Source organism: Peribacillus kribbensis DSM 17871 (assembly GCF_000430765.1).
Taxonomy (GTDB): Bacteria; Bacillota; Bacilli; order Bacillales; family DSM-1321; genus Paraperibacillus; species Paraperibacillus kribbensis.
On record NZ_KE387238.1, the window covers coordinates 138,435 to 165,173 of the forward strand.

At 35.5% G+C, this 26,739-nt stretch carries 32 protein-coding genes and 1 pseudogene; 5 read left to right on the plus strand and 28 right to left on the minus strand.

Translation table 11 applies throughout. The features are described 5' to 3' along the window. Positions 1-73: 73 nt before the first annotated feature. From H539_RS0114245 to H539_RS0114355, 22 genes are all read right to left on the minus strand, one after another. Positions 74-2,158 (minus strand): glycoside hydrolase family protein, encoded by a 2,085-nt coding sequence (locus H539_RS0114245; protein WP_026694080.1) that lies wholly within the window; start codon positions 2,156-2,158, stop codon positions 74-76. 13 nt (positions 2,159-2,171) lie between these two features. Continuing rightward, positions 2,172-2,987, minus strand: coding sequence for a phage tail family protein (locus tag H539_RS0114250; RefSeq protein ID WP_035322678.1), 816 nt, complete (start codon positions 2,985-2,987; stop codon positions 2,172-2,174). Next, positions 2,987-7,015, minus strand: a complete 4,029-nt coding sequence (locus H539_RS28590) for a phage tail tape measure protein (protein ID WP_026694082.1) — start codon at positions 7,013-7,015, stop codon at positions 2,987-2,989. Before H539_RS28590 ends, H539_RS0114250 begins: the two co-directional genes overlap by 1 nt. 155 nt (positions 7,016-7,170) lie before the next feature. Continuing rightward, the gene (gene gpG, locus H539_RS28595; protein ID WP_051348588.1) at positions 7,171-7,497 is read right to left on the minus strand and encodes a phage tail assembly chaperone G; all 327 of its coding nucleotides are present in this window, start codon (positions 7,495-7,497) and stop codon (positions 7,171-7,173) included. Between the two features lie 76 nt (positions 7,498-7,573). Continuing rightward, positions 7,574-8,149 carry a major tail protein gene (locus H539_RS0114265; RefSeq protein ID WP_026694083.1) on the minus strand — a complete coding sequence of 192 codons (576 nt, stop codon included), beginning with the start codon at positions 8,147-8,149 and terminating at the stop codon, positions 7,574-7,576. A 29-nt stretch (positions 8,150-8,178) separates the two neighbouring features. Continuing rightward, a complete protein-coding gene (locus H539_RS0114270; protein ID WP_026694084.1) occupies positions 8,179-8,511 on the minus strand; it encodes a hypothetical protein in 333 nt (110 codons plus the stop codon). Further along, complete coding sequence (locus H539_RS28600) at positions 8,508-8,876, minus strand: HK97-gp10 family putative phage morphogenesis protein (RefSeq protein ID WP_051348589.1); 369 nt, start codon at positions 8,874-8,876, stop codon at positions 8,508-8,510. The genes H539_RS0114270 and H539_RS28600 overlap by 4 nt, the downstream gene beginning before the upstream one ends. Then, on the minus strand, positions 8,876-9,211 hold the full coding sequence (locus H539_RS0114280; RefSeq protein WP_026694085.1) for a phage head closure protein: 336 nt from the start codon (positions 9,209-9,211) through the stop codon (positions 8,876-8,878). The genes H539_RS28600 and H539_RS0114280 overlap by 1 nt, the downstream gene beginning before the upstream one ends. Positions 9,212-9,226: 15 nt before the next feature. Beyond that, complete coding sequence (locus tag H539_RS0114285; protein ID WP_026694086.1) at positions 9,227-9,511, minus strand: head-tail connector protein; 285 nt, start codon at positions 9,509-9,511, stop codon at positions 9,227-9,229. A 64-nt stretch (positions 9,512-9,575) separates the two neighbouring features. Continuing rightward, positions 9,576-10,727: a phage major capsid protein gene (locus tag H539_RS0114290; protein WP_245602189.1), complete on the minus strand. Its 1,152-nt coding sequence runs from the start codon at positions 10,725-10,727 to the stop codon at positions 9,576-9,578. Continuing rightward, positions 10,724-11,335: an HK97 family phage prohead protease gene (locus H539_RS0114295; RefSeq protein WP_026694088.1), complete on the minus strand. Its 612-nt coding sequence runs from the start codon at positions 11,333-11,335 to the stop codon at positions 10,724-10,726. Before H539_RS0114295 ends, H539_RS0114290 begins: the two co-directional genes overlap by 4 nt. After that, the gene (locus H539_RS28605; protein WP_245602196.1) at positions 11,298-12,557 is read right to left on the minus strand and encodes a phage portal protein; all 1,260 of its coding nucleotides are present in this window, start codon (positions 12,555-12,557) and stop codon (positions 11,298-11,300) included. The genes H539_RS0114295 and H539_RS28605 overlap by 38 nt, the downstream gene beginning before the upstream one ends. Positions 12,558-12,581: 24 nt before the next feature. After that, positions 12,582-14,264, minus strand: a complete 1,683-nt coding sequence (locus H539_RS0114305) for a terminase large subunit (protein ID WP_026694089.1) — start codon at positions 14,262-14,264, stop codon at positions 12,582-12,584. Then, positions 14,261-14,722 carry a phage terminase small subunit P27 family gene (locus H539_RS0114310; RefSeq protein WP_026694090.1) on the minus strand — a complete coding sequence of 154 codons (462 nt, stop codon included), beginning with the start codon at positions 14,720-14,722 and terminating at the stop codon, positions 14,261-14,263. The genes H539_RS0114305 and H539_RS0114310 overlap by 4 nt, the downstream gene beginning before the upstream one ends. A gap of 113 nt (positions 14,723-14,835) precedes the next feature. Next, the gene (locus H539_RS32850) at positions 14,836-15,066 is read right to left on the minus strand and encodes an HNH endonuclease (protein ID WP_245602190.1); all 231 of its coding nucleotides are present in this window, start codon (positions 15,064-15,066) and stop codon (positions 14,836-14,838) included. 154 nt (positions 15,067-15,220) lie between these two features. Next, on the minus strand, positions 15,221-15,388 hold the full coding sequence (locus H539_RS31555) for a hypothetical protein (RefSeq protein WP_155890061.1): 168 nt from the start codon (positions 15,386-15,388) through the stop codon (positions 15,221-15,223). Positions 15,389-15,390: 2 nt separating this feature from the next. Next, positions 15,391-15,702: a hypothetical protein gene (locus tag H539_RS0114325; protein WP_026694092.1), complete on the minus strand. Its 312-nt coding sequence runs from the start codon at positions 15,700-15,702 to the stop codon at positions 15,391-15,393. 74 nt (positions 15,703-15,776) lie between these two features. After that, a complete protein-coding gene (locus tag H539_RS0114330; protein ID WP_026694093.1) occupies positions 15,777-15,992 on the minus strand; it encodes a hypothetical protein in 216 nt (71 codons plus the stop codon). Between the two features lie 450 nt (positions 15,993-16,442). Beyond that, positions 16,443-17,030, minus strand: a complete 588-nt coding sequence (locus H539_RS0114340) for a hypothetical protein (RefSeq protein WP_026694095.1) — start codon at positions 17,028-17,030, stop codon at positions 16,443-16,445. A 122-nt stretch (positions 17,031-17,152) separates the two neighbouring features. Continuing rightward, a complete protein-coding gene (locus H539_RS0114345) occupies positions 17,153-17,446 on the minus strand; it encodes a hypothetical protein (RefSeq protein WP_026694096.1) in 294 nt (97 codons plus the stop codon). A 101-nt stretch (positions 17,447-17,547) separates the two neighbouring features. Further along, on the minus strand, positions 17,548-18,072 hold the full coding sequence (locus H539_RS0114350) for an HNH endonuclease (RefSeq protein ID WP_026694097.1): 525 nt from the start codon (positions 18,070-18,072) through the stop codon (positions 17,548-17,550). Between the two features lie 1,234 nt (positions 18,073-19,306). Next, a complete protein-coding gene (locus H539_RS0114355; RefSeq protein WP_026694098.1) occupies positions 19,307-20,239 on the minus strand; it encodes a hypothetical protein in 933 nt (310 codons plus the stop codon). Positions 20,240-20,394: 155 nt separating this feature from the next. Here H539_RS0114355 and H539_RS32420 point away from each other — a divergent pair, with 155 nt between their 5' ends. Next, positions 20,395-20,541: a hypothetical protein gene (locus tag H539_RS32420; RefSeq protein WP_169816033.1), complete on the plus strand. Its 147-nt coding sequence runs from the start codon at positions 20,395-20,397 to the stop codon at positions 20,539-20,541. Between the two features lie 198 nt (positions 20,542-20,739). Further along, positions 20,740-21,036 (plus strand): hypothetical protein, encoded by a 297-nt coding sequence (locus tag H539_RS0114365; protein WP_026694099.1) that lies wholly within the window; start codon positions 20,740-20,742, stop codon positions 21,034-21,036. 87 nt (positions 21,037-21,123) lie between these two features. On the opposite strand, the gene H539_RS0114370 is transcribed toward H539_RS0114365, so the two are convergent. Both H539_RS0114370 and H539_RS0114375 read right to left on the minus strand, forming a co-directional pair. After that, positions 21,124-21,432: a hypothetical protein gene (locus tag H539_RS0114370; RefSeq protein WP_026694100.1), complete on the minus strand. Its 309-nt coding sequence runs from the start codon at positions 21,430-21,432 to the stop codon at positions 21,124-21,126. A 488-nt stretch (positions 21,433-21,920) separates the two neighbouring features. Continuing rightward, positions 21,921-22,298: a hypothetical protein gene (locus H539_RS0114375; RefSeq protein ID WP_026694101.1), complete on the minus strand. Its 378-nt coding sequence runs from the start codon at positions 22,296-22,298 to the stop codon at positions 21,921-21,923. 152 nt (positions 22,299-22,450) lie between these two features. Between H539_RS0114375 and H539_RS0114380 the strand changes: the two genes are divergently transcribed. Continuing rightward, complete coding sequence (locus H539_RS0114380; RefSeq protein ID WP_026694102.1) at positions 22,451-22,669, plus strand: helix-turn-helix domain-containing protein; 219 nt, start codon at positions 22,451-22,453, stop codon at positions 22,667-22,669. A 54-nt stretch (positions 22,670-22,723) separates the two neighbouring features. On the opposite strand, the gene H539_RS0114385 is transcribed toward H539_RS0114380, so the two are convergent. The 3 genes from H539_RS0114385 to H539_RS0114395 are packed head-to-tail and all read right to left on the minus strand — an operon-like array spanning position 22,724 to position 24,721. Then, positions 22,724-23,302, minus strand: coding sequence for an SLATT domain-containing protein (locus H539_RS0114385; RefSeq protein WP_026694103.1), 579 nt, complete (start codon positions 23,300-23,302; stop codon positions 22,724-22,726). Next, the gene (locus H539_RS0114390; protein WP_026694104.1) at positions 23,299-24,153 is read right to left on the minus strand and encodes an SMODS domain-containing nucleotidyltransferase; all 855 of its coding nucleotides are present in this window, start codon (positions 24,151-24,153) and stop codon (positions 23,299-23,301) included. The genes H539_RS0114385 and H539_RS0114390 overlap by 4 nt, the downstream gene beginning before the upstream one ends. A 13-nt stretch (positions 24,154-24,166) precedes the next feature. After that, entirely contained in the window at positions 24,167-24,721 is a 555-nt protein-coding gene (locus tag H539_RS0114395) for a hypothetical protein (RefSeq protein ID WP_026694105.1), read from the minus strand. A gap of 144 nt (positions 24,722-24,865) precedes the next feature. Between H539_RS0114395 and H539_RS0114400 the strand changes: the two genes are divergently transcribed. Both H539_RS0114400 and H539_RS28610 read left to right on the plus strand, forming a co-directional pair. Further along, entirely contained in the window at positions 24,866-26,011 is a 1,146-nt protein-coding gene (locus H539_RS0114400) for a site-specific integrase (protein WP_026694106.1), read from the plus strand. A 63-nt stretch (positions 26,012-26,074) separates the two neighbouring features. Further along, positions 26,075-26,290 (plus strand): annotated as a pseudogene (locus H539_RS28610) (7-cyano-7-deazaguanine reductase); the annotation flags it as partial. Between the two features lie 153 nt (positions 26,291-26,443). Here the strand turns inward: H539_RS28610 and H539_RS0114410 are convergent. After that, positions 26,444-26,656, minus strand: a complete 213-nt coding sequence (locus H539_RS0114410; RefSeq protein ID WP_026694107.1) for a hypothetical protein — start codon at positions 26,654-26,656, stop codon at positions 26,444-26,446. Positions 26,657-26,739 lie beyond the last annotated feature (83 nt).

Here is a 26,739-nt window from a genome sequence, read left to right on the forward strand (position 1 = left end):
TCTGTAAATTATAGTCAATACAATTATTAGATTGTTATTACTTCCCTTCATCCCCAAGGGGTAGTTTCCTTAATTACTTAATTATTTTAATCAGCCAATCACAAGTAATTACAATCGGAGAGACTGATAAATTTGATACTCTGATTTTCACAAAGTTGTCTTTTAACCACGCGCAATAAGTTACGTTGTTAGTCTCCCCTGTTCCGTTATAAGCGTTTACTACGACACCATACTTATAGTCGTGTGTGAGTCCTGTTCCTAGTTCAGAAATATCGACACTTTTTACTACGCTTCCATTTGCTGGAATGCTACCAAAGTCTAAGGCTTGTATAAAGTATGTAATTTCCCCCGTTACATGTTCCCATTTATTTTTACGGTAGCGATATATTCCGCTTTCCCTTTGTCCCTGAGCACTTAGGATTTTCACCATGTCTCCATCTGTCGGATTTAACTGAGTAAATGTTACACTGCACTTGATATCCGTGGCGTTTACTCTCAAAAAAGAAGTGGCTGTAGTGTCCACTTTAAAATACGGTTGGAAATCACTGTTCGAGCTATTTAAAAATAGTAATGTTCCATCTTTTAGTGTTGTCGGGTTTGTGATAACTACCACAGTTGCGAGTAAGTCTGTTTGTAGTTTCCCACTGTTTACAACCGCAAAACGATTAACTTTTAAGTCTCCGTTTGTAATATGCACCTGATGAACCAGTGTGCTATCTGTAGACGTGGCGTCTATCAATGCCCCATTAATAACTGCTTTTAAGTTTTCTAGAGTCACTGTTACTTTTGCTCGGCTTTGCTGTAATCGTAGAAGCACAAATCCAGCGTTGTCATTTGCTACATAGGAATCTTTTATCACTACATTGTCTACCTTGGCACTTGGGAAGATAGAAAGAACTGTCCCAGTGATACTATTCAATGGGAGTGATAAGTTTTCTAGTGTTAACTGAGTCACATCACCCCACACATTGATAATATTTCTCTTAGTTTGGCTATTATTTCTAATGTTGCTTATTCTGATATTATCAATCACGGTTTTATTCAAATAAATATTAGGGGTTGCTTGGTCGTTATTAAAAATTTCAATAACCCCTGTGTCAAGACAGCTTCCTTCAACGTTGTCTATCGTGATATTTCTAAAACGTCCTGTACCCTGTGACCCGTCACCTACGAAACGGATAATATCAATAGTTTCCCCTAACGAATACACGTTTTTTATGTCGATATTGTCAAAGTCCCCATTTTCACTGAGTACAATCTCTGGATAGTCACCTATTGTAAAGGGCAATAGATTGTCGTAACATGTTCCTGTTAGGTTATGGACTTTAATATTTTTACATGGAGCTTGGAAATGTAGTCCATCTGATTCATTGATACAGTTAATGTTTTCAAATACGCCATTTTCGATATTGGCAAACAAGAAACAATATTTTAATCCGTTACCAATTTCCTTTATATTCTTGACCTCAAGGTTTTTAACACGATTTAAGACGATCCCTATTCCAGCGTAAAACCCTTGAAGGATTGCGCCTGTTCGCGGGTTGTTCGCACCGTTTATATCATACTTACCACCAATTATTTTGATGTTATAATCATATGCCGTTTTACTCATCCAATTTTCATTTTTAATGATGTAATCACTAGTATTGTCTTTTAATTTAAGTACCACACCATCTGCAAGTTCGAAAGTGGTATTACTTTTGATAGTTAATCCCCTTGTGATGTAAGTACCTGCTTTGCCTATTTTCACATGTCTGTATTTGTTCAAAGCCTCTTGTAAAACCACAGTGTTCTCTACTGCTAAAGCAGATGCTCCATTTAACGATACGTCATACGCTATTTCGGCTAATTTGTTCTGTTCGGCATCTATACGTTCTTTTAAAGTCGAATATAAAACCCCATTGTTATCAATTCTCGCTTGTGCTGCTTCAACTGAAGAATCCCCATCTATTACAACTTGATTAAACTGACTCTGCACACTATCTGCTGTTTTCTTTGCTTCTTCTGAATCCAGTAAAGCTTTACTTGCTTTACCATCTATTCCGGTAGCAATAGATGTAACACGTTGAATGTCTAAATCTATATCATCAAAATTAGCATTTAAATTATTACGAAATATTCGATTAAATAAAGCATCTAAACTTCTGTATTTCCCCATATACCCACCTTCCTCACAAATAATAAAAACGGAAGTCGAATGATATCTCGAAACTTCCGCTTGTCCCTGTTAATTCAATATCGTTCCAACCTGGTGCCAGGGTTATAAGCTTTCGGTTGGTATCTTTAAATACATTGACCACTGAGTTTTTCAATGATCTGGTACGGTTGATTTCTAAAGTGTCACTTGCTGATGTTGTACCGGTATATTGCCAGGTATCTAATGTTGTATTGTTTTTGATTGTAAGATTCGTGGAAGCTCCATTATATTTAATGGTTAAAGGAAACTGCCTTGGATCAATGGTTTCGGTACCGGCATTGTAAATTTTAAATGAATTTACGGTTTGTGTATAAGTAAGTTCATCTTCTGTTAAACCTTGGCCAAATTGCCACTTCTCAGCATCAAATGTAAAAGGATCAAGTGTTGTCCCGATTGATTCAGCAAAAGGTATTGGTGAAACAAACTCAATATCAAAACTGCCTAAATATGGATTTATATAATCCGGTTTAAAAGAGGCAGAAGTCCTTACCTTCCACCTTTTACCTGGCTGGCGAATATCTATAATGTACAGGTCTTTTCTAGGGTCTAGAAGCCTGTATATTTCATCCCTGGCTAATTGAAAATCAATGTGGTCATAAGATTGCATAAAGAACTTGGCACTAAGTTTTCTTTTATCTAACGTAGTGCCAAGAATTAGACTTCCATCCGTATTGTCCAACTCTTCTTCAGTGAATCTAGGAGAAGGGGATTCAGGAATGAAACTTAAACACTTTAACCCATATTGAGACAAATCAATTTCATTCTGTGCAAGATCAAGTATTCTAATCATCAACCCTTCACCCCTTCCCATATCTTCGTTTTAATGAAGTCATTGTTCTGCAATGTATCAAGGTAGCTGTATAGAATACGAGCCATCTCGAAACCATCAAGATTAACTGGAGATGGTTGAATAGGTCTATTTGCAAACTTTTCTAGGAGCATAATTAACTGATCAAGCTTACTTGAAAGACCTTGTTCATTCCCCATTCCAATGTCTTTTCCAGCTTGTTTCCATAGTCCTTGTGCTCTGTCTCTCATAGCCGGTTCAGTTGGAATTATGTATTCTGGATAGCCGTTTTCAGCTAATGCTGCAATTTGAGGTTGAGTTGCAATACCACCAACTTTATAACCTACATAACCGCCACCTTTAGCCATATTTCTTAGGCCAGGAACATTCGAAATCCCCCCGTAGCGACTGTTCATGTAACGAATAGCAGCTACTGCGTTATGAATTGGATTCCAAATATCACCCATTCCCGACATCATATGGGATCTAAATGTTGAATCTATTGTCTGGAATAATCCCTTACTCGGATGTCCAGCTTTGAAATTCGAGTCCCATAGGTTTATAGCTTTAGGATTAAAGCCTGATTCCTTTTGAGCAATCTTCATTAAGCCATTTAGATATCCCATCGGTGTTCCTGTTATCTTCATAGCAGCTAATATCCACTGTTTAGCCTGTGCTGCTCCAGCACCTGAAAAGCTTCCACCTAATGAAGATAGGTCTGGAATTAAGTTCTTAACCCAATTCAGTCCTATATCCTTAATAGCAGTTAATGGGCTACCGCTTATATTAGTAAACCAACTAGGAAGTAATGAATCTTTTACACCGAATTTATTCAAGGCAGAGTCTAATAAAGCTTTTGGCCCCTTCATAATCCAATCAAAGGCATCACCAATACCACCCGCATAACCTGGCATTCCAACACTTTTCAAAAGTTTCTCGGTTTGTTTGTGTGGAAGTACACTTGCGCCTTTCCTTAAGTTTCTGACTTCAGCACCATTTGATCCAGACAAGTATGTACCTTTACCAGGTTCATTGATTAATTCTCTGCCTTCTTCAGATACTATTGCTAATCCACCAGGATGATAATCAGTACCATTTGCGTATGCTGATGTTTGTTCACCGGCTACTTTATTACTGCCAGCAACACCTTTTATGGACTTTGAGGATTTTTTTGGACTAGATCTTTTCTTGCCTCCACCAAATAGACCAGAGATCCAATTCCATGCTGACTTAACTTTATCCCACATTTGGTCCCAGCCGCCTTTGACTTTTCCGGTTTCCCAGTCAATTTCATCAGCATGCTCATGGGCTTGAAGTTTAGCTTCACTAACTACTTTTTTATGCATGGCTTTAGCTTTTCTTACAGTTTCATCATGTTGCCGTTTAGCTTCAGTAATCAGTTTATCAGCCTGTTCTTTGGAAATAGATCCTGTTTCATCACGTTCTCTGATAATGGCCGCAATAGTGGCTTTATACTTTTTGTCCGCATCACTAATGGCATGGTCAGTAGCTTTCTTGGAATTCCTAACAGTTTCTGCTGCCTGTTCTGCGGTAATCTTAGAAGACTCCGTCTTCAACCTTGCCATAATTGTTTTTTGCTCTACTTCCCCATTGCTCAATGTTTGTATAGCAACTTTTTGCATATTCGATTGAATTGTATTGATCTGTGTTTTCTCTGCAGAAGTTAATTGGCGTTTTTGCTGGCTGGCGGTATCCATGATTTGTTTTATCTTGGCTTCACCATCTGTGACGACTTTTGTTTGTTGATTGTATCTATTCTGCATATTATCTAGAAAGACTTTCTTTTCTGCATCTGTGAAACGATCAGTATTTTGTAAAAATGTGCTCATGGTAGTATAACTTTGGTCAAATTCTTTCTTCAAACTTCCTGTTATTGTTGCACCCATCTTTTGAAAGTTGCCAGTAATCTTATTAGCCATATCCTGAGAAACAGCCTGACCAGACCAATTGAGAAGGTTTAATTGCTCCGTCACTTTATCGTTCATGTCCTCATAAGCACCCACAGCCTTTTGAGTAGACTTGGACACTTTGTCACCGAATAAATCAACAGTCATGATTGGTTGTTGCATCTTTTTATTTAATAGATACGCCCCTACACCTAAAGCAGCTACTGCAGCAACAGCAATACCAACCGGCCCAGTTAAAATAGCTAAAGCTCCACCTAATAAACCTGCCCCTCCTGCAGCTCCAGCTAACCCTGCTGTTAATGGTGCCAATACTCCAGCAATAGCTCCTATTCCTGATATAGCTCCACCTACAACAGCCAATAGTCCACCAATAGCTGTACCAATTCCTAATACAGCAACTGAAACAAGACCACCAATAGCAATAGTCTTTTTCATTGCTGGAGATAAATTGTTGAACCAAGTAACACCGGCTTGAATCTTTTCAGTTACCCATTTAAAGGCTGGTATTAAGGCTGTGCCAATTGTGATGCCTGCAGTCTCTAATGAACCTTTTAATTGTTCAATTGTTCCCTTAAGGTTATCTAACTTTTGTTTTGCGACATCAGCCGATTTGACCTTATTAATCGCAGTCGTCATGTTGTTAATACCCTGAGCGCCTTCTTTGTACAAAATATTTCCGGCACGAATAGCATCTGTCCCAAACATGGTACGTAAATAATTCTGTCTCTGCTCGTCATTTAATCCTTTAAGGGCTTTTTGCAAAGTACCAGCAATATCAGCCATTGATTTAATATGGCCGTTTTCATCATAAAACGCACTGGAAGCTAAACCAGAAGCATGCTGCAATCGTTCAAACTCTTTAGTAAGTTTGGCTTTACTTGCTCCACTTCCCAATTCTTCTTTTGCTAACTGTTTTAGGCCATTTTGAATATCTTCTACACTTCTGCTTGCCGGTTTAATACCTTTATCAACAAGAAATTTATATCCAGCATGGACATTGTAAGTAGCAAGCCCTAAATCGCTAAAAGCTTCTGTCTGGGCTTTAGTTGTAGGTGAGAGGTTAAGAAGCATCGTTTTCAAAGAAGTACCACTATCGGATCCTTTAAGACCATTTTGAGCAAATGCTGCCAAGGTTGTTGATGTTTCCTCGAATGTAAGTCCTACACCGCTTGCTACAGCAGAAACCATTGAAAGGCCAAACTTTAACTCTTGTACATCTGTAGCAGAAGCATTTGCAGCACCAGCAAGAATGTCTGCTGCTCTCATAACTGAGATGTTGTCTTTTTTAAAGGCATTCAATGCTGTAGAAGCTACTTCTGCTGCATCTTTTAATTCTAGAGTGCCAGCCGTTGCTAAACTAAGGGCTCCATCTAGCCCGCCATTCATGATGTCTTTTACAGAAACTCCAGATTTTAACAATTCCTCAATTCCAGAAGCAGCCTCAGTTGCCGAATATTTTGTTTTAGCGCCCATCGTAATAGCTAACTTTTCAAGCTCTCCACCGAATTGTTTTACTTCGTCAGGAGCCATAACGGATTTAACCGAAGACATTTGAGACTCGAAGTCCATTGCTTTTTTAGCAGCAAGCCCTAAACCTGCACCTACAGCAGCAGTTGCTACACCAAGTGAACTTGTCATTCCCTGGCCGACTGTTCTCATCCTACTCCCTAGTCTGTTAAACCTCTCACCGGTATCTCGTAACGTATTAGAAAGTCTCCCCAGCCGAGTAGATTGAAGGTTGATTTGCCCATTTACACGGTTTAGGGCTTGCTCTGTTCTACGCATTGCAGTGACACTATTGTTATATCGAATTAAAAGGTTCTCGGTTTCTCTAGCATCCCTTCCCCTCGCTTGAACAGAACGGTCATAAGCTTCCCTAAGTTGTTCAACCCTAGATCTTTGTAGGTTGAGCATGTCATTGTATCTTCTTGAGTTTGCGCGCATTCCATCCAGTGATTGGTCGAAACCATCTACACCAGATCGTAATGCGTTAAATTCACTGTTTACGCCTCTTATCCTTCGGGAAATTTGTTGCATGGAGGCAGTAAAATCAGCTTCAGTTAAGGATAGCCCTATCCTAAGTACGCCAACTTCTTCAGCCATTAGTATCCACCCCCTTTAGAATATTTCATCGATGTAACCCCTTTTCACCTCAGTCTTACTTGTCTTGGAATTTAATAATTCAAAGTAAAACTTAGCATCCAACTTATCAATTTCATTAGGATTCATTTTCTGATCTAAATTCAGGTAAATATCCTTTATTCTTCGATAGTTTTCTGCTGGGGTGACGGCTTTTTTCCGGTTTCCTTTGCAGGCTCACCTGCAACTCCCATAACGGTGTTATGGAATTCAAGAAATGTAGATGCGAACTTCTCAACTGCAAGACCATCGTACAAATCATCAATATTGAATTGGTTATTAAAAACCTTGCACATCTGATTAAAAATTTCATCAAGCTCATCAACTGATAAATTATCCATATCTGCCCTTGTTAGAAATTCTGAGAAGTCACGTAATGAACGCATCATAATTGTTCCTGAAGTATATGTTTTTGATTTACCATCTTTAATAAGTGTTAATTTCATTTGTTTCCCTCCAATATAAAAATAGGCCACGCAAATGCGCAGCCTTATAATGATTTAACTATTTTTCATTGTTTAATTATGCTGAAACTACTTCACCATAAACGCTTTTAAACCAGTTAGCCACGACAGTTGGATCAACATTAGTGTCTGCAGACTGAACGTTAGCTTCGTATCTGTCATCAAAAGTACGGCGAATGAAAATTCCTTTAATTGATGGTGTCTGGAACTCAGTGCTATCACCTTTTGTTTTGTAAGAGTCATCTGGAACCATGAACTTACCTTTATACAGAGCAACCATCTTACTTGATTCATCTGAATTAGTTCCTTCAAACAATAATGCAAAGTAAGGTGCTTTATCGTTTACAGTCTTAATTAAAACACCATCTTCATTAACTGAATGACCTAACAGTAGAGCCTGCATTTCAGTAGTTAATTCGTTAATGCTCATTTCTACCTCAATAACTCCAACTGCAGTTCCTACTTCATCTGCACCATTATCTGCATACAGGACAGCATTGCTTGCGTTCCTGCTAACAGTCGCTTCGATTGCCTTTGCTAATCTTTTCGGAACATCATAAGTTGCTCCTGTAGCATCATCTTTAGTTAATTTTGCTACATGTGGATTCTTTAAACCTGTAATAACTTTTGCCATTATTTTGCCTCCTCAAATTTAAAGCACCCCTACTCAGGAGTGCTCGAATAACTAAATCTAATTACCTTGTGGTATGTATTTGTATTATCTTCATACAAATCAGTCTCATATGTCCTAGAAAAACCTGCTTGTTTCATTAAACTCTTTACCTTATTCACTGTTTGTTCTTGATTCGAATCAGACCAGCAATCAACTTGAATACTATGTTTGGTTTGAACCTCTTCATTATCTGCAAACTTAGTACCCATTTGATTGTACTCAAAAAAAGTAATATAACTGGTCGCTGATCCTAAATATTTCATGAAAGATACGGGGATACCTATAGGCTTTAATGTACTTGTAATTAATGCATTTAGGCTCATAGGTTCAGCTCCCTTCTTAGGGTATCTTTCATTAACCTTTGAACAGTACTCATTTCCTGCTCAAAAGTTCTTGCTACAACTGGATTGGCTGTCATCTTCTTCGTTCCAAACTCCACAAACTGCATGTAAAAATGGTCTTTATGATATCCGATTAGGATTCGATCTCCATCCATTTCAACTACAATATTGTCTGCAGCGTGTCTTAGTGTTTGTGTGCTCTTTGGAGTATTCTCAGCTAACTTTCCTTTTAAGTGATTAGCTCCAGCCCTTAATGCCTTATCAATAGCCCGTTGAGTGTGTGCTCCATGAGATAAACTGTTAAGCCTTTGTAGAATTTCATTCATTCCTGTAAGCTCTAAAGGCATTATTTAGCCTCCTTACTTACGACTGTTAAAGTCTTCTTCTGCTCATCATCAGGTAAAATTGCAACAATCTCAAAATAACGAACTGTATCACCATCTTTGTAAACAATCCGCATATCCTCATTCAATCCCCTGGTATAGCGAATTACCCATCGAGTAGTCAGTTCATTCTGAGTTGTTGCCGCTTGATTGTATTCTCTTCCACTTACAGTCTTAGGCATTGCCCATACAGTTTTAACCGGTTTCCATTCCTTTAAGGGATAGCCTTCGGAATCTGTTTCATCTGGATTAGGGCGTTGTTCAAATGTGATTCTCTTGTTAAATAGTCCTGGATTCATTTGCATTCACCACACTTACAACAGATTAATAGAATGCATGTCTAGGATTGATTTAATAACAACGTTCACTTTGTTATCCAAAACAGTAAATGTCCTATTTTCGTATAGTTCATTTGAAAGAACGAAAATAGCCATTGTTAGATCTTCCTTTGCATCTATTTGCTCTAAAGTTAAACCGGTATAGGACGTTATGTATAACTTACATGCCTCAAGAATACTGGAAAATAGTAAATCATCTTCGTCATAATCTACACGTGCATAATTCTTTAAATCCTGAATGGTGATTTCACTAACTAGCATCAACATTCACCCCCTTAAATAAGGAAAAAGGGGCTAAATTCCCTCCCCTTTTTATAAACCAATATTACTTAACTGTTAATACAGCAAGTTTTTGTGGCTCAACAATTTTAGAATCAGCTTCAACAAATGCAGCGATTCCCACAGCATGTTGAGCAGCATATAATTCGTTCAATACTTGTACTTCAACATTTTGAGCTAGTTTAACATAAAGACCAGAGAAATCACCGTATGCAATAGCCTTAGCACCTGTAGCAACAGAGTTAGGCATAGATTCAGAGATATAAACTGGCTTTCCAAGTAGTGACCATCCGAAAGCTTGAGTTACATCAGCATTTAGAATATATTGTCCGTTTGCATCCTTAAGTTTACGTAGAGATTTAAGAGTATTTTTGTGCATAAGGAATGCTGATCCTGCTTGGTAAATTTCAGGTACAGTCATTTGTAGTTCAATGATATCGTCAGTAACAAGAGTAGCTGCTGTAGCAGTTTGTACACTATTTGCAGAAAGAATACCAGTCATCTTACCAGCAGTGCCATTAATCAATTCTCTTTCAAGGAAATCAGCAATTGTCTTAGCAACCGCATTTACAATGTAACCAAGCACATCAAAATCAGAACGGTTCATTAGAGAACGAGATACTTTAGCCAAAGAACCAATAACAAAGTTAGTTAATTTTACGTTAGTGAATGCTCCACCAGATACAGTTAGGTCTTGGAATTCAGTTGCATAAGCTGCAGAGTGTTGAGTGTAATCGTAAACAGGGAATTGAAGGTCTCCACCAACGTTAAAAATTGTTGATTTAGCATAGATAGGAGATAGTTCACGTACCTTGTCAATGATTTTGTTGGCAATGTGAGTTGGAATAACTGAACCATTGCTAGCTGCATCTAGAGCACGAACGTCACCTTTAACGAATTCTAAGAAACGCTTTTCTTCTGCCACCTCGAATGCACGTTGCTCTTCTACACCATCGGCCTTTTTAACTGACTTTTTCTCAAATGATCTTGACTCTTCTTCAGCCGCTAAAGTTTTATCAATTTGAGCCATTTCTTTCTTAATAGCTTCAAAGCGATTACTTTCTTCTTCACTGAACGCACGTGTTTCAGCTTTAGACTTGCTTAGAAGTCCTTCGATTTCCTCAAGCAGGTTATTACGTTGTTCTACAAGTGTAGGCATTGATCTTACTTCAATTTTCTTTTCGTTTAACTTTTTCACTTTAATTTTCCACCTTTCATTTTTAGGAACTCTATTTCTCTTTCGTAATGTGAGTAATCAATTTTTTGTTCTCGTCTTTCTTCTTTAGTTAAATCTTCAATTGAGGCTGTAAATTCTTCATTTCTTTGCTCAGTAACAAGTTGTTCCTCGCCTCTTGCCTCAATAGAAGTTGCTATGTATGCAGGAGTTTTATCCAAAATGGATACCTCTATAAGGTCTAAGTCTTCAACATATCTCTTTTGAATACCGTTTTGGCCTTCTTCCCACCGATCTCTATGGGAAATAAAACCAAACGACCAGCCTTTCAACTCGCCATTTTTTGCCTTTTGGATGACTTCATCATCAGTTACAGTAGCAATCGCCCGTAGACCTATGTTATCTTCATACAATTCAAGATTTTGGTCTTGGATTGATCCTAGTTTTCTGTCCCTATCATGATTGAAGAGTAAATCAACATTGTCGGCTTTTTGCAAAGCTCGCTCAAAGGTTTTAGGAACAATTTCCTCTTTAAACCGACCATTCGGACTTGGTAAAACTCTACTTTCTCTGGCAACGGCATTTACGTACCCGTCAAGTAGTACCTGATTCCCCCGAATCTCTATTCGCATTGTCTTCACCTCCCTCCGATGCACCAACACCTGGTTTTTCCATATTCGTGGACTTGTTAGTGTTAGGTGTATAGATTTCTTTTGTTTGCGGATTGTAAAGAACATCCTGTAATCCAAGTTTGATGAAGTTTAGTTCTAAAGGTTCAAGGTTCTCACGATACCTGATTTCATCAATTTGCATAATTCCGTTTTTAGCAGCTATCTCATAAGCTCTAAAACGTTTTTCCATATCCCCTTTAATTAGTTCGCTTGTGTCAAACGCAAAATAAAAAGACTCCTTCTCAGATGGCAGAAGCAAGTCTTTGTTTAAAGCTGTTTCGATAGCTTTTAATTTAGGCACTATGCAATTTTTAAACCAGTTGTTATAAACATCTTCTGTAGCAATGCCCTCCAGTATAGAATGAGGTGTAAGAAATATCTTGCAAATCTCCATTGAGTTAGTCTTCTTTTGTTCATTTAATTGCATCTCAACAGATGTATTGGAAGCCTCTTGAAAGTCTAGTCCATTGTTTAAAACCACGACATTCTCAGAATTGTTCTTATAAAGGTTATTCCAAGCTTGTTTTAGTTCTTCTATAGCTTCTTTACTTAATTTACCTTGGCTTTTCAAGAAACCCTTTTTATTACCACCTGTTTTTACTAACACTTCTTCAAAAATCAGTGAATTATAAGCAACAGACAGAATCTTGTTATTTTCTTTGATGATACCGGTTCCTGTAACACCATCTTTTGACTTTCGAGTTAATTTAATAAATTGAAAGTCCCTGTATGTCTCACCATTGACCAAAATATCATAACTTTTATGTATTGGATCTGCATTCATGTTCACTGAAACATTAGAATTACTAACAAAATGTAAACTTTTTACCTTATTTCGTTTTCTTTCTATGTAGGAATATCCTGATCCTGCTAATAAATAATCTTCAACCAATGCCTTTTTAAATTGAAAAGCATCTAATGTATCCTTAGTATCATCATTCAGAAGCTTGACTCGATCATCACTTTCCATTTTTGTAACTTTTCCATTATCAGCTTTATAGAGGTATACAGGTATACTTGCTATAGTGTCTGATATTAAGTCTGTACAAGCACTTACAGCAGGAATACTTAAAGCTTCTTGTTTAGTGATATCACCGGTTATAATCCCTGCACTCAATAGAAGTTCTTCTAGAGTTGCCCTTTCTTCTTTCTGATACTGCCTAAATTCTTTCCATTGTTTCATCCATCCCAAGTTATCACCCCCTTTTTAGATGACTTGTACTGTCCAGCCACCATCTGAATTAAAAATAACGTCTTGCTGTAATAGATAAATAGCGTTAATTAGACTAACAACCATATCCACTTTTCCGTCAGACTTCTTCTTATTAACGTAAAGATTCTTGTTATTGTCCTCAGTTGCTTTAGCATTTTGAAAGTTAATTTCTAATAATTTATTTTGCGTATAATGGAATTCTTGGTTAAGGATTTTTTCTTTCAGAAGTTTTGTAGCTGGATGCAAAACACTGGAATGTTGTTTAACTTCGACTGTAGTATATCCTTCTCGCTCGAATCTTTGAGCTGATGATAAGCAATTCCATCTGTCGTAAGCGATTTTAACCACTGTAACATTGAACTTGCTTTCAACTTGCAAGATAATATCCTCAATAAAACCATAATCAACAGTCATATCACCGCATGGATAACACTTACCCTCTCGTATGAAGTCCTGATAATTTATTTTTTCCATTTTATTTTTTTCAGGAATTCTCTCCGACGGAACAAATGCAAAAGAATCTGCATAAATCTTTCCATCCTCTTCAGTTACAATGCTGTACGATGTGTTGTCTGATGTTAAAGCTAAGTCCAATCCAAGCCACACTTGCCTACCAGACCAATCAAAATTATCAATTTTACATTTCCTTAGATCTTCAATATTAATGTAAGTTTCACCACTGTTTGTAGGTAAGAAGTGATTCATGTGTTTACAGAGGTATTCTTCACGCTCAGAAGGCTTCTCTAATGCTGTTTTACGGCTATCCCTAATTTCGTTATAGTTAGCTTCAATCCTCAACGGATTTGCTTGATATAAGCCGGTATCGTCCCATAAATGTTCAGGCTCCGCATAATAAACTAATGCAAACATTCTATCATCATCAATAAGCCCATTAAAAACTTTCTTGATGTACGCTAACTCTTCAAGCATTATGGATTTATCCTCTGCATAAGCAGTAGTCAATTTAAATCTAAGTGGATTTTTTACGTTTAATTGACCGGATTTCATGGCATTTATATTACCGTAATCCTTAAATGCTCCCACCTCATCAGCAATAAAGGCACTTGGACGAATAGAGTTATTCCTATTTGCCTCTGCAGTTCTTGCTTGATAATAACTATTGGTCAATTTGCATTTGATTTTTCCACTCAAAGTTTTTGGCACAATAAAATATTTCCCTATGTCAGGACTAGCATCTAAAATCTGAGTAATGGCCTTTTTTACCTCACCAGCTAACTCACGGTCTAAACAAATGGAATAGAACTCAGAATAATCGTCTTCCGTTAACATTAAGATGATTAAAATCAGAGAACAGATGAAGGTTTTTGAATTCTTACGTGGGATAAATAGTGTGATATCACGGTTTTTAAACTTTTCTTTATTGTCTTTAAATCTCCAGGCAAACACATTTACAATAAAAAAAGCCTGGAATCCTTCCAAGCCCTCTAAGATTGATTTGCCTATAACACCTAATCCAGTTGCAAAATTAAGTAAGCCGAGTATGCCTTCAATCTTTTTTACTTCATAATCATCAAAATAATAAGGGAAGTTGTCATCATGTTGCCTTTCATAATAGTCCTTCAAGAACCAATCACACTGAATTTTTACTTCTTTTGTTGTAATTTCCTCACCTGATAATACTTTTTCAGCATAATCAATAGCTTTTTCTAAAATCACTTCTTACCACCAGCCAACACTTGCAACAGTTTATCTTCTTCCTTTTGTTTCGATTGAAGATTAATATTGCCTAATTTCGCTCGTGATTGAGGGGATAATGATAACTCATTTGTACATCTAAATAGGTCTTTAGTGTATTTATCCTTGGCACTCATTAGATTTTTATCTAACAGTTTATCAGCATCTTTATTGATCATTTTTTCAATTTGATTCAAACGATCAATAGCAAGTGCACACGTAGACAAAATGTATACATCTAGATTCCCCAGTATGTTACTGGCTTCCATTTCCTGAACTATGTATCTAAAAATCTTCTTCTGTCTTGCGTTCAAATGACTTGGAGGGGAAATGTTATCGGCTGCACCTTTTAATTTCTCCTCAGTTTCTTGTCTGACTTGAACTTCTTCCTTCGTCAGGTTTTTACTCATCGTTGTAACACTTTTACTAGGTCTCGCCATTCCCTTTCCACCTCCTTTTCCTGTGCTCGTTCATTTAGGGATAGTTTATCGACCAGAGGCCACTCGTCGATGTACAGAACTTTTGAAAAAAGTCAGACTCAAGACCGGGGGGATTAAAAATTATTTTTTTCTTCTTGCTCCTTGACAATCTCAAATAATTCTTCTCTACTTATTTCCCCACGTTCAGCCATGGAATGATGATGAGGACACACGCTGATCAAGCAGCTATCATTCAGTCGTTTACTGTAATCCTCAGCAACAGGAATGATGTGGTGCACCTGGATATTAGTGAAGTTGTACTTAATACGAGTATCATACAGCTCCCTAATGCATACCTGGCACATGTGTTTGTCTCTATCTTCCCTGATCTGTTTCCGTTTATTCTGCCATGCTCTAGTCCATCTGAACTTATCAACATGTGTTAGTTTCTTTTCTCTCTTAGGTTTACTTGAACACTGGTGCTGCCTATCGTGTATGCTGCCACAATAACTACAGCTCTTAAGCATTATCCTTCCTTCGTTTCTTAGCTACAGTTTGATTATGCTTTATAACCAACTTATCTAACGCAATAGACAACCTATCTAATCCATGTCTTACAGCCTCAATACTAACCAATACTTCTGCAGTAGCAATATCGACACTAACTTTAATGTCACTCATCTTCATAATTATTCTCCCTCTCCAATAGTCTTCTGGATTTTTTCGCACTGCTTAATACCTTTAGCTATAAGTGATTGCGTCTCCTCAACTATCTCTTCAAATGTTCTCGGCTGCTTAGTTTCCTCAATGCAATGATCTATAAGATCTTTAGTTGTTAATCCGAAGTCAGTCATCAAACTACCCATGATTAAATCCTGGTCTTCCTGTTCCAATTCCAAATACTTTTCATTGCTGAAAATACTCTTATAATAACCGTGTCCATTTGTAATTGATTCATAAATCTTGTCTCTAACTTGATAAACTAATGCTTCTTCAAACATCTACTCACTCTCCGATTCCATGGACAAATAAAAAAAAGCCACCTAAATCGGTGACTTCAAATCAATCTATTCACTTACAATATCTTGCCTGAAATTAATATCCCTACACTGTTACCTACATTTTGATACTGGTTGTGTTTTAAGGAAATATACTTTTCATTCTGAAGCTGATTAGCAACCTCTCTAACAACCTCATGTTCGTAATCATTTATCATTCCAAGCACTATAGAAAAATTCTCTCCATCAAAACTCGATACTTTAATTTTATTTAATAAAGTTCTTTTATCCATATTTATCCCCCCTATAAATAACTATTCGGCATTTGTAAATAAATACCTTTATATGGGATATATATCCTGTATAATATAGGTACAGAGTATTACAAGGGGAGAAAAATAGAATGACAGATCCCAATTCTTATGATGGGAAAATCCTTACTTCGGATTCCGATTTTAATACGAACATGCTTTTTACTATTTTCGTTGATGTTGAGCATCTTAAAGCTGATGGTCTACTAACTACCGGCCTAATACAAGAATTTAATAAAAGGTATGTCAAAATAAACGATAAGCTATACAAAAGGAACTCCTATTTGTTTATTTCCAGACCTGATAAATAAAAAAGACCTCTAAAAAGAGGTCTTCACACATTCTCCAATTATGCGCCAATCGGGGAATTATTAACTATATAGATATTTATTGGTAATGTCAAATAAAAACAAGCCCTCATTGTTGAGAGCTTTATCGCAACTTTCTTTTTAAAGTCTGTTCTACCTCGTTTACCTTAAGGTAAGTCGCAGCTTGCATGTCTTGTAATTCATGAAGTTCATCAATACTTTGTTGATGCTTAGTTTCTTCTTCAAACAAATTTATTGCTTCCTTTATGGAGTCGGCCCTTTTATTTATTCCATAAGATATAAACCTGTCTAACGCTTCATTATATAAATATTCTTGTGGTACTATTGAATCCTTATGTAGATATTGGTTGCTATTATTTATTTGTTCTTTAAGGTGCTCAATTCGTACTTTATTTTCACTTAATTTTTTCTCAAGTAAACTCTTATTTATTTTACCTAATCCGTAAATGTATAAAGAAGTATAAGATATAAAAATAATAGAAGCTACTAGATTTCCTCGTTCACTTATTTTAAGGAGATTTTCTAGACCACCAAGTATAAATGCCCATAATAATAAGTTTAGTATCCAATGTAATTTTGGAGGTGATTGAATTTGGTTTAGTTCCTGTTGATCGTTAATTAGTTTGTTTAATTCTTTTTTAGTATTTCTGAGATTAATAATAAATATTTCACGTTCCGACTCTGTTTGCAATGTCACCACTCCTTATCAGTAAGTCAATTCTACTAATTAAGGATATTATTGTAAATAGGTGATGGAGTAATAACAATATAAAAAGCTCTCGAATTAATCGAGAACCTGGGTATTATAATTTTTTATTCGTCGGCCTTCCAAAGTGTATAATGACTTCTTGTCTTGCTTTTTGCTCCGCATTCAGGACATTTAACAATTATTTCTATATTTGCTGCGTGAGCTTTCCCGTTATTAGCTGGGAAAGTTTCATAAGCTACTACATCATCAGTGATTACTCTGTCCTCAAATACCCTTGCAACTGTTTCCAGGTTTCTTTTCCCCTTAACAATGGCAACATATTTAATCTCATTCTTACAAATCAAGCACTTAGTTTCACTTTTTACGATTTCATCATGTAGCGTTGATAATTTTTCCATAATCAACCCTCCTTTCCTCTAACAAGTTCACCATCAGAGGAAGAAAGTCCTGCAAAATGTAAAATTATGTATTAAACTGATACCGCTTATATTCCACTGTATTAATCTACAACTATATTTTTATTTGAATAACCAAGTACTGTATACTGAATCGTTTGCCATACGCAACCAAATTCTTCGGCCATAGCCTTATAGAAGTCAATCTTCCTACCCGTCCATAAACCAAAAGCTTCTTTAATAAATTGTACATCCTCTTTTTTCAACCTTTTACTTTCTTTCCTGTCATAGATGTTTTCGTGATTCTTTTTCTTAGTAACTAATTTTAGATTGGCAAAACAATTATCATGCTTTATTCTGTTACGATGATCAACCTGCAAATTCTTAGCTTTCCACCAGCTTATTGGAAACTCAATCGCAGCAGACATTACAGCACAATGTACTCCCACTGGACTACTTTCTCCTTGATCATCAACTAGCCAATTATAGACATACCCTATGTCATTTGGTTTTGAATTTAACCACTTACCTAGTTTTTTACTATAAATATGACCTTTTTCAATATCTGCTAAATAATTACTATATCCTGGTATTTCTTTAATTGTATCGTTTGCTTCTACTTCTTCCATTTATAAACCCTCCAATAATTTTTTCTCGGTGCAAGCAAAAAAGACCCTTCAACCTTTTTCAAGATGGGTCTCTCTTCTTGCATCATCTAAACTATGGGAGTGGGTGCTTCACAGCATTCCTTTTCTAATCTCCAGGAAATGTCCACCACTGAGGGAGAGGACAGCGTGGACATTTCATCCAAATTAGAAATAAAAAAGACACCAGCACAATAAACTGATGTCTTAATTTACTTATTATTATAATTTTGAGAGGGAGATATTTGCCCTTTCACTTGTACACTAGCTTTTATTTCCTTTAAAGGTCAGTATTGTGATTGACCACAAACCCCTTCAAATCAACGTTAATACTAATTTATTTGATTAAGTTGAATAAGAAATTCTTTTATATCAAGGGTTTAAGCCTATTCAGATTCGCTAACTCTTCCTTTACAGACGATTAAGAAATTTACATTCTCTCCATAAGTACAAAATTTTTAAAAACCGAAAAAAGTCAATGGTATCAATGGTTTTACCGTTTTTCTATTTGCTAACTTTTTTTCTTCTTTTATCCGTGGTTAGCTTCACTTTTCTTAATCACTAACTACAGTAGGGGCCGGAGCAATTTTTAAACTGTCTTAAATTAACGGAAGGCAAGTTAGCACTACTGATCCTATAGACTTTCATGCGGCAAACATTAAGCCGGCTTTTGCGCTATAACTTCTCCTTCCTATTGGACACCTTTTAAACCCAATGGTATCAAGGGTTTGAGCCGTTTTTCGTTACATTTTTTAATCATTTTTTGCCTTTTTTATTTTTCTTCCTTTAAAGACGATTATCTCCTAATTATGTATAAGCCTTGTTAATCCTTACTCCCCAAAGGGTTTGAGCCACCTTCTGTTTATTTATTTTCGTTCACTCATCGTAACTCAGCGTGACTGCCCCTTCCTATTAAACACAGATTAAACCCAGTCGTACCAGAGGTATAAGGCACTTTTTTGTTCCTTTTTTACCCGTTTTTCATCTATCACTTGTATACTTTATTTATAATAAAGATGGGAATCGACAGCAGTCCTTCAATAAACTAAAACGAATAAGTTACATTTTCGTCCTATACTTAATATAAGATTAGATATTAATTATTAAGTAATTTATAAAATTAATTAATAAAAAGGTTAATTATAAACTGACATATAATATAATCGATAATCACTCTATATTATATGTAGGCCAGATTTATAACTTATTCAGATTCCAGTTAATACGGCAACATTTCCAGCGGAACATCGGCCCAATCCTTCCTGGTTTCTTTCCATTTCACCTCTTGCATCTTAAAGTATTGTTTAATCTCTAACCGTTGGATTTTTTCGTATGGTACAGGTTGATCTGTAAATAAATCAATATCATTCGCTATGTATGAATTAGCTTTCCTTTTCCCATCCTCCAAAACTAAGCAGAAGAAGTCCTGATTGTGTATTCCTTCAATAACACTATATTGTCTTAACATTGATAAAGAGTCCTTCATAGTTGTAGATGGTATACCAGTTAATACAGCTAATTCTTGCATGGAGCAATCGAACTTACCATTATGCTGCTGGTTTTTCATTTTTATAAAACTGTATAAATAAAATCCTGTACAGCCAATATCCTTATTACTCATACAAAATAGAAAGACTTCAAATGGAATCATATGAGTGTTATGGAATTCATAAAACGTTCCATCCATAACCTCATTGTCATACCGGTAAAATGCTTTAACAGGAAATTTTATAGAATATTTCCTACTAAGGTTCTTAGTGATAATTAGTTGAACATCCTCTTCCATTTCACTGAGCATTGTGAACTCTAAACCGTTATCATCATCAAACTGCCAGGATAGAGGAATGTCTTTTACTGTTTCGGTGTACCCTAACTCGTCTAGAAGTCCATCCTTCTTACAGAGATAATCAATCCCTTTTGTTTCAGAGTTGTATCCCAGGATTTTCTTTATCTTCTTATTATCAATTGTATGACTGCCAAACTTAGCGTGACGATACAACCAATTAATCAGGTAATAATAAGAATAAGCCACTGGGATATGTATTTTTTTATGTATGCTATTCTGTAAATCTTGAAAAATTTCATTAGGTATAAACACCTTAGATTCTTTCTGATCATATTGAATCAAAGTTACAATTTCTTCGTAGGTCATAAATAAATTTTTCTCCCCCTATTCTTTACTTTCAAACTTTTGCTATATTGTAAACATAATCAATATATTGTATCTATTAAGTAGTTGACACACTATATATAGTTTGGTAGACTTATCCATACGAAAGCATTTTCTGAAAAAGGAGTACAAATCCCATGCCTAAAAAAACTAGTTCACAAAAGACCACAAGTAAGAGCGTTGCGTCTGTTGCTTCTAAAATTTTACGTGATGGAAGATCAAGTTCTAGTTCTAAAAAAGTTGCTGGTTCTGCATTAGCTCAAGCAAGGGCTAAGAGAAAATAAATTATTTCATCAAGGACTAGGAAACAATCCGAGTCCTTTTTATATTGTTTCTCGTAATTTTCGTGTTGTTAAATTAACAAACTGCACTTAGTATCCATCATTCTAAGTACAGAGGTCTCTAACAACATTTTTCTAAGGAGCGTATAGATAAGATTAAAAATGCAAATGTTACTTTTAGTGCAAATGGAGGTGTTTCTCATGGATGGAATGAGATTACGACTGGAAATAAAAAACTTGTATCTAAAAGTCGGTAATGTTACTCGTGAAAATGAAAGTTATGTATTGATGACAGCGCACGATAATTCAAATAATGAAATTGTTTTAGAACTTACCCATGAACAAGCAGGATGGTTAGAAGATCAATTTTACAATGCTAACCGCAGATGGGAAGAGCGAAATTCAACCCATTCAGTAATACAACCTAATGTGCAACCAGGTATAAATGATGATCCTAATCAGTACCAAGGGACTCAGTACCATAGGTATCAAGAATAGGCTCAATTCTTGGTGATAATGCCTGCACTCCTTGATTTCCAGGGAGTGTTTTTAGATTATGGAGAAGTGTATACAAATTCCAACGGATTACTTTAAGTCATCCATCAACTGTTCAACATCTACTAGGTAAGCATCGGACTTCTTTCTATCTAAGAAGGTTAGAAACTGAGCCTTCAATCCACTTTCTTCGACAAAGTCCTTGATTAGAGTTGAGTATTCATCATTCAATCCTTCATTGATTACAACACCTTGGGAAAACTTAATGGATACTTCATCAAGTTTCTTATACACTGCATCCAATTCCTGTGTGAGATCAGCTACAGCATTATCCACCACTAACTCCCCTGCTGCCTTTTTACGTTTCTCTACGGCCTTTCCAAAACTTACAACTGTCATATGCTATCTCTCCCCTTTATTTATTGTCCAATAACTGCAGTACCAGTGAAGCAATTTAAGGCATCACCCCTTTCAATGGATACTAATTTATTTTGCTTTCCCTAACTGCTTAATCTTTATAGGCCGGCCATAATACTCGATGTATTCTTTCCTAAGTTTCCACTCCAACAGATTAATTACATTATTCACTGAAGCACCTCTCTTCGATAAAATAAATTAACAAAAGTGTTGACAGTGTTCTAATCTTGTATATAATTAGATTTAGATACAAGATTAACATCATTCCATATTATTCTGAAAAAATAGTATATAGGATACAAAAAGAAGACGTTTAAAAGCAGAAGGTGCTTAACGTCTATTTGGCATATATTTTGTATCGGTCTTTTTAATATACCATTTACTTCCTGCCATAACAATACGTTTTATTAATTTATTTTATTTAAATTTGTCGATACTCCCCCTGTTATCCAGGGGGATTTTTATTATCATTAAGCTATTTCAACTTCCTCCCACTGCATATCCAGTCCGAGTATATTGATGATGAACAAGTCTTTTAGGGTCGTTAGGCTAAGGGTATGTAGATCCATTGTCATATCGTTTACAAAGCAATCTGCTTTGTTTAAAGCTTCTTCATCATTGTCTGATTCAACTTCCATTGATACAAAAAGATCAAGGTCTGCACATTCGTTTCCATCCAAACCTTCTTCAAAATAGTGATCATTGACAGTTAATCTGTGAGTTAACCCGGAGATGCTACTTACAAATAGCTCACGATCCATAAGGATGTTTAAAGAATTAAGTTTCCCTGCAATACCTCTGATATCTAATACTGTTGACAATGTACCGAATACCGTTTTCTTAGCCATTTAACTCCACTCCCTTTACTTTTTTAAATAAATCTTTATCTTTCTAAAGATAATATAACTTATTCTAAATATGGATGTCAACACCTATTTTCATTTTTTTAAAGCTGTGCTACACTTTTTTAAAGATAAACTTTATAAAAGGGGGTTAGGGAATGTTTTCTTATGCACCATTAATGTCTACACTACATAAAAGAAAATTATCAAAGACTGAATTGCAAAAGCTAATTAATGTTTCATCGGCCACAATAGCCAAAATAAGTAAGGATCAACATGTTTCTCTTAAAGTTATAGATGATATTTGTGAGGTCTTGGATTGCAATGTTGATGATGTAATAACGCATATAAAAGTAAAAAATCACCAATCTATATGACTGGTGATTTTTTATTTAATTTAAAAGTTTTCTTCTAATATTAGAAGATCTAATTTATTGACTGTTCCTCAAAGTATGGGGTAATAATCTTTCTATCTCGCCGGGATCGAAGGTATAATCTTCTGTATCCTTTAAAGCTTTCCTAGCCTTTTTAAAATCCGTATATATTGTCTTTGGTGCATTTTCATAAACATCATTTAACTTACTAATTAACTCGTCTCTCTGTTGAATAATAGCAACATCACCTAAAAGACCATCTTTTTGATCAATGAGTAGCAATAATAATTTATCCCTTAATACCAATAATTGGAAAGAAGCTGTTTTGTGAGCATTTAAATCATCGTCATTCGATGAAGAAAAATCATATATTGATAATCCAGTCGCAAGTAAAGTTATAATTAATGTAATTGTATTTATAACTATATTCAAATTTGGATTATGTTTTAATATGGGATTCAATGCATCAGAAAATGCAGAAACTACGCCAACAGAGGTTATAGAGAGTAATGTCACTTGTGTAACCTTAAAAAATTTAATCTTTTTCATTAATCTCTGAACTGCTTGTTCTTGTATAGCATGTGAATATACAACTCTACCATATATTTCTTTAATACTTTCAATATTATTAATCATGATGTAACTCCATTTAAAAAATCTCCAAATAGCTTTCTAAGAAAATAATGTGAATTATAGGTATCTTGATATTTTATTGCTGACAAAAAATCATCTAAAGATTTAAGTGCTTTTTTCTCAAACTCATAATTTTCCCTATATAGTATATTGTTACTTCCAGGTACATACCAATGGTTGAGTCCATTCTGTTTACCTAAATAAAGGAGAAAATATCCAAAAGCAAAAGCTGTAGAATCAAACTTTCTATCTTCTGATAGGAAAAAATTTGTAGCTAAAGCATCAATTAATGCACCAGATATGTCAACATTGTTTGTAACTTTCCAAGCCCTTGTTAATCGACATACATTCTTTACTTGTCCATCGAAAACTTTATTCACTATATTTATTGCCTTTATTTCTTTAGCAGGATCACATTCTAACCAGGTACCACTTTTATTTGAATCCGGATAGGTCAAAGTTCCATTATCGTTCTCAAAAGAAGGAACAATTTCAAATTTTATACCGTCACTAAAAATAACTACAACTACCTGACCATCACCTTTGGTAGATGTACGTGAATAACTAAAATCAAGTGCTTTTTTCACATTTTGCAAAAGTGCTGATTGTCCATTAAATCGGTAACTATTAAACCTTTGAAATTCATTTTTAGGGAGTTTAACAATTATATCCACATCACTAAATCCTTTTATTGCTGTTCCTCTTCCGTACGATCCAACATAGCGACAATTCTTATCGTCAGAGCTAATGCCCCAATAATAGTTATTTATTGTTTTAACAATTCGATGGTATCTGTATGAAATAATATCATGGTTCTTAGTCCTCAGCCCTTTGAGAAGTGGAGTAAGGTTCATAATACACTCTCCATTATCTAATTGCTCCGTTTCTTCTTAAATTCTTCATTATATCTGGATTGTCATTTTCAACACTGTAGAAGAACACTTCATCCACATGGTTTTCAATGTCCCAGTTCTTAATACTCCATTCATTTGTAGTTATTAATATTACTTTGCTTGATTGAGAGTTTTCAATATCGTTTAAAAAGGCTGAGTACCTTTTAATATCATCGAGAACCGTTTGAACCGGGTGAAATAATGTAAAAGTATTTTTGTTACCTCTAGGATTAGACCTTGTATTATTTGAATAGCTGTTTACCCTAACAGTCATTCTACCTATTTTGTAATTATTTGTTGATGTAACTGTACTAGGCAGGAGTTTTTTATTAAAAGCACGATAAATGTGAAAAGATAGGTCTGACATAGAGCTTGTTCTAATTATCCCTTTTTCAAAAACGCTATTTAAACATGATAGAACCACATTTAATTTAGCATCGTTATCGTAGCCTCTTACTAACAATGTTTTCTTGTCTTTGTTCCTTAGAAATTTTAATACATTCTCTTTTGCATTTTCTTTATCAATCACCTTGATTCACCTCCATGCCGAACTTATAAAACTGGATTTCCTATATATGTTAATATCATAACCTACTATTCTATTCTGTAAAACAATCTTTATGATATAATTCACTTAAAAGGTCACAACTTTTTTCATAAGGAGTTGTGATGTGTGAGTAATATCAAGAAAGATAGCAAAAGAGGTACTTATTACTTTGTTTTGGATGGCGGAAGAGATCCGATAACGAAGAAAAGAAAACAGTATAAACGGACTGGTTTTGAATCAAAACATGAAGCTCAGTTAGCCTTGGCTGAGTTGCAGATTAAACTTAAAGAAAATAACTATGTAGTACCTGACAAAGTGCATTTTGAAGAATTCCTTCATAAGTGGATGGAAACGAAGAAATTAAAATTAAAAGCAAGTACATTGCAAAATTATCAAGAACAAATCAGGTACAATATACTTCCCTTTTTCAATAGCATTCGTCTTTCAGAACTAAACGAAGAAATTGTTCAGCAGTTTATTCATTATTTATCTAAGGAAAGAGATTTAGCTCCTGCAACAATTAGAACTACTTACGGTATTCTTGCTGAAGTAATACATCAAGCAGCTAAAAAAAGACTTGTGAGTGAATCGGTTTTAGATGACATTGTACTACCGAGGGAAACGAAACAGGTACAGATTTGGAATGAAGAGGAGATTAATACCTTTCTAAATGCCCCTTCGATTATCTTAAAACTTACTCGGCTATATATAGGCTATGTAGTTATGGTTATGGGTGGCTTAAGAATGGGAGAGGTTCTAGGTCTTAGGTGGTCTGATATAGACCTTGATAAACGTCTTATAAGCATTAGGCAGACTCTGGCTAAAACGGATGCAGAAGGAAATTATGGCTTTGTTAACGAGGGTAAGACAGAGGCAGCTATAAGATTTATTTACATACCTTCTTCATTGGGGTATTTATTATCGGAACACAGAAAACTTATAGATAAAGAACAAAAAATATTAGGTGATTCCTATAAGAATTTTGATTTAGTGGTTTGTACTACTAATGGGAACTTTGTTCACCCTAACAATTTCAGAAGAGGATTTAAGACCACTATATCTCAACTAAATCTGCCTTTAATCAGGCTGTATGATTTACGCCATGTACACGCCTCTTATTTATTGGCTAAAGGGGTTAACATCAAGATTATCCAGGAGCGTATGGGTCATAAGGACATTAAGCAAACCTTAAATACTTATAGTCACCTATTACCTTCAATGCAGCTTGAAGCAGTAGAGAAATTCGAGGAAATTTTTAGGATTGGTGACTAAGATTGTGACTTCTTAAAATTCCGTATCACGAAAGACTTGTGTAACAGGTGTATTTTAAAGTTAGACTTCCACGAAGACTGCATGAACATCATCATGAATGACCTGATCAAGCTGATGGACCCGAAATACATCGAAGTATGGGGAAAGTTCACCCCTCGCGGCGGTATCTCCATCGATCCGTACACCAACTACGGCAAGCCCGGCACAAAATATGAGGAAATGGCAAACTACCGTTTAATGAATCATGATTTGTATCCGGAGACTGTGGATAATAGATAAGAATGGCTTCGGGTGATTAGCTATCTGTGATTTTAGTGGTCTTTTACACAGATAGCTAATATTTTTTTAGAAGTCACACAATACTAAAATCGTTATTTTCAGTGAGCAATGCCATCGAGCCTCTACGTTCATTTATAAGGTGGACTTTGGCGATTACATTTTCCCCTTCATCAGCAAATCAACACTTACTGCAAAAGAAGTTGCTTCTGAATCTTTAAACTTTACATTATTTGGATCGGGATTAAGAATTTTTACAATTACTTTTCTATGAGGGTTTAATAACTCGTGCCTGCTTTTAATATTAGCAATTTTGTTATTCAATTCCTTAATGCTTGAAGCATGGGTTATTGTGACCATCCCATTCATCTCTATCACTCCTTCACCAAATAACCATATTCAATATAAATATTCCGCAAAGGATAAGTAAAGTCCTGTCTTTATTGAAATAA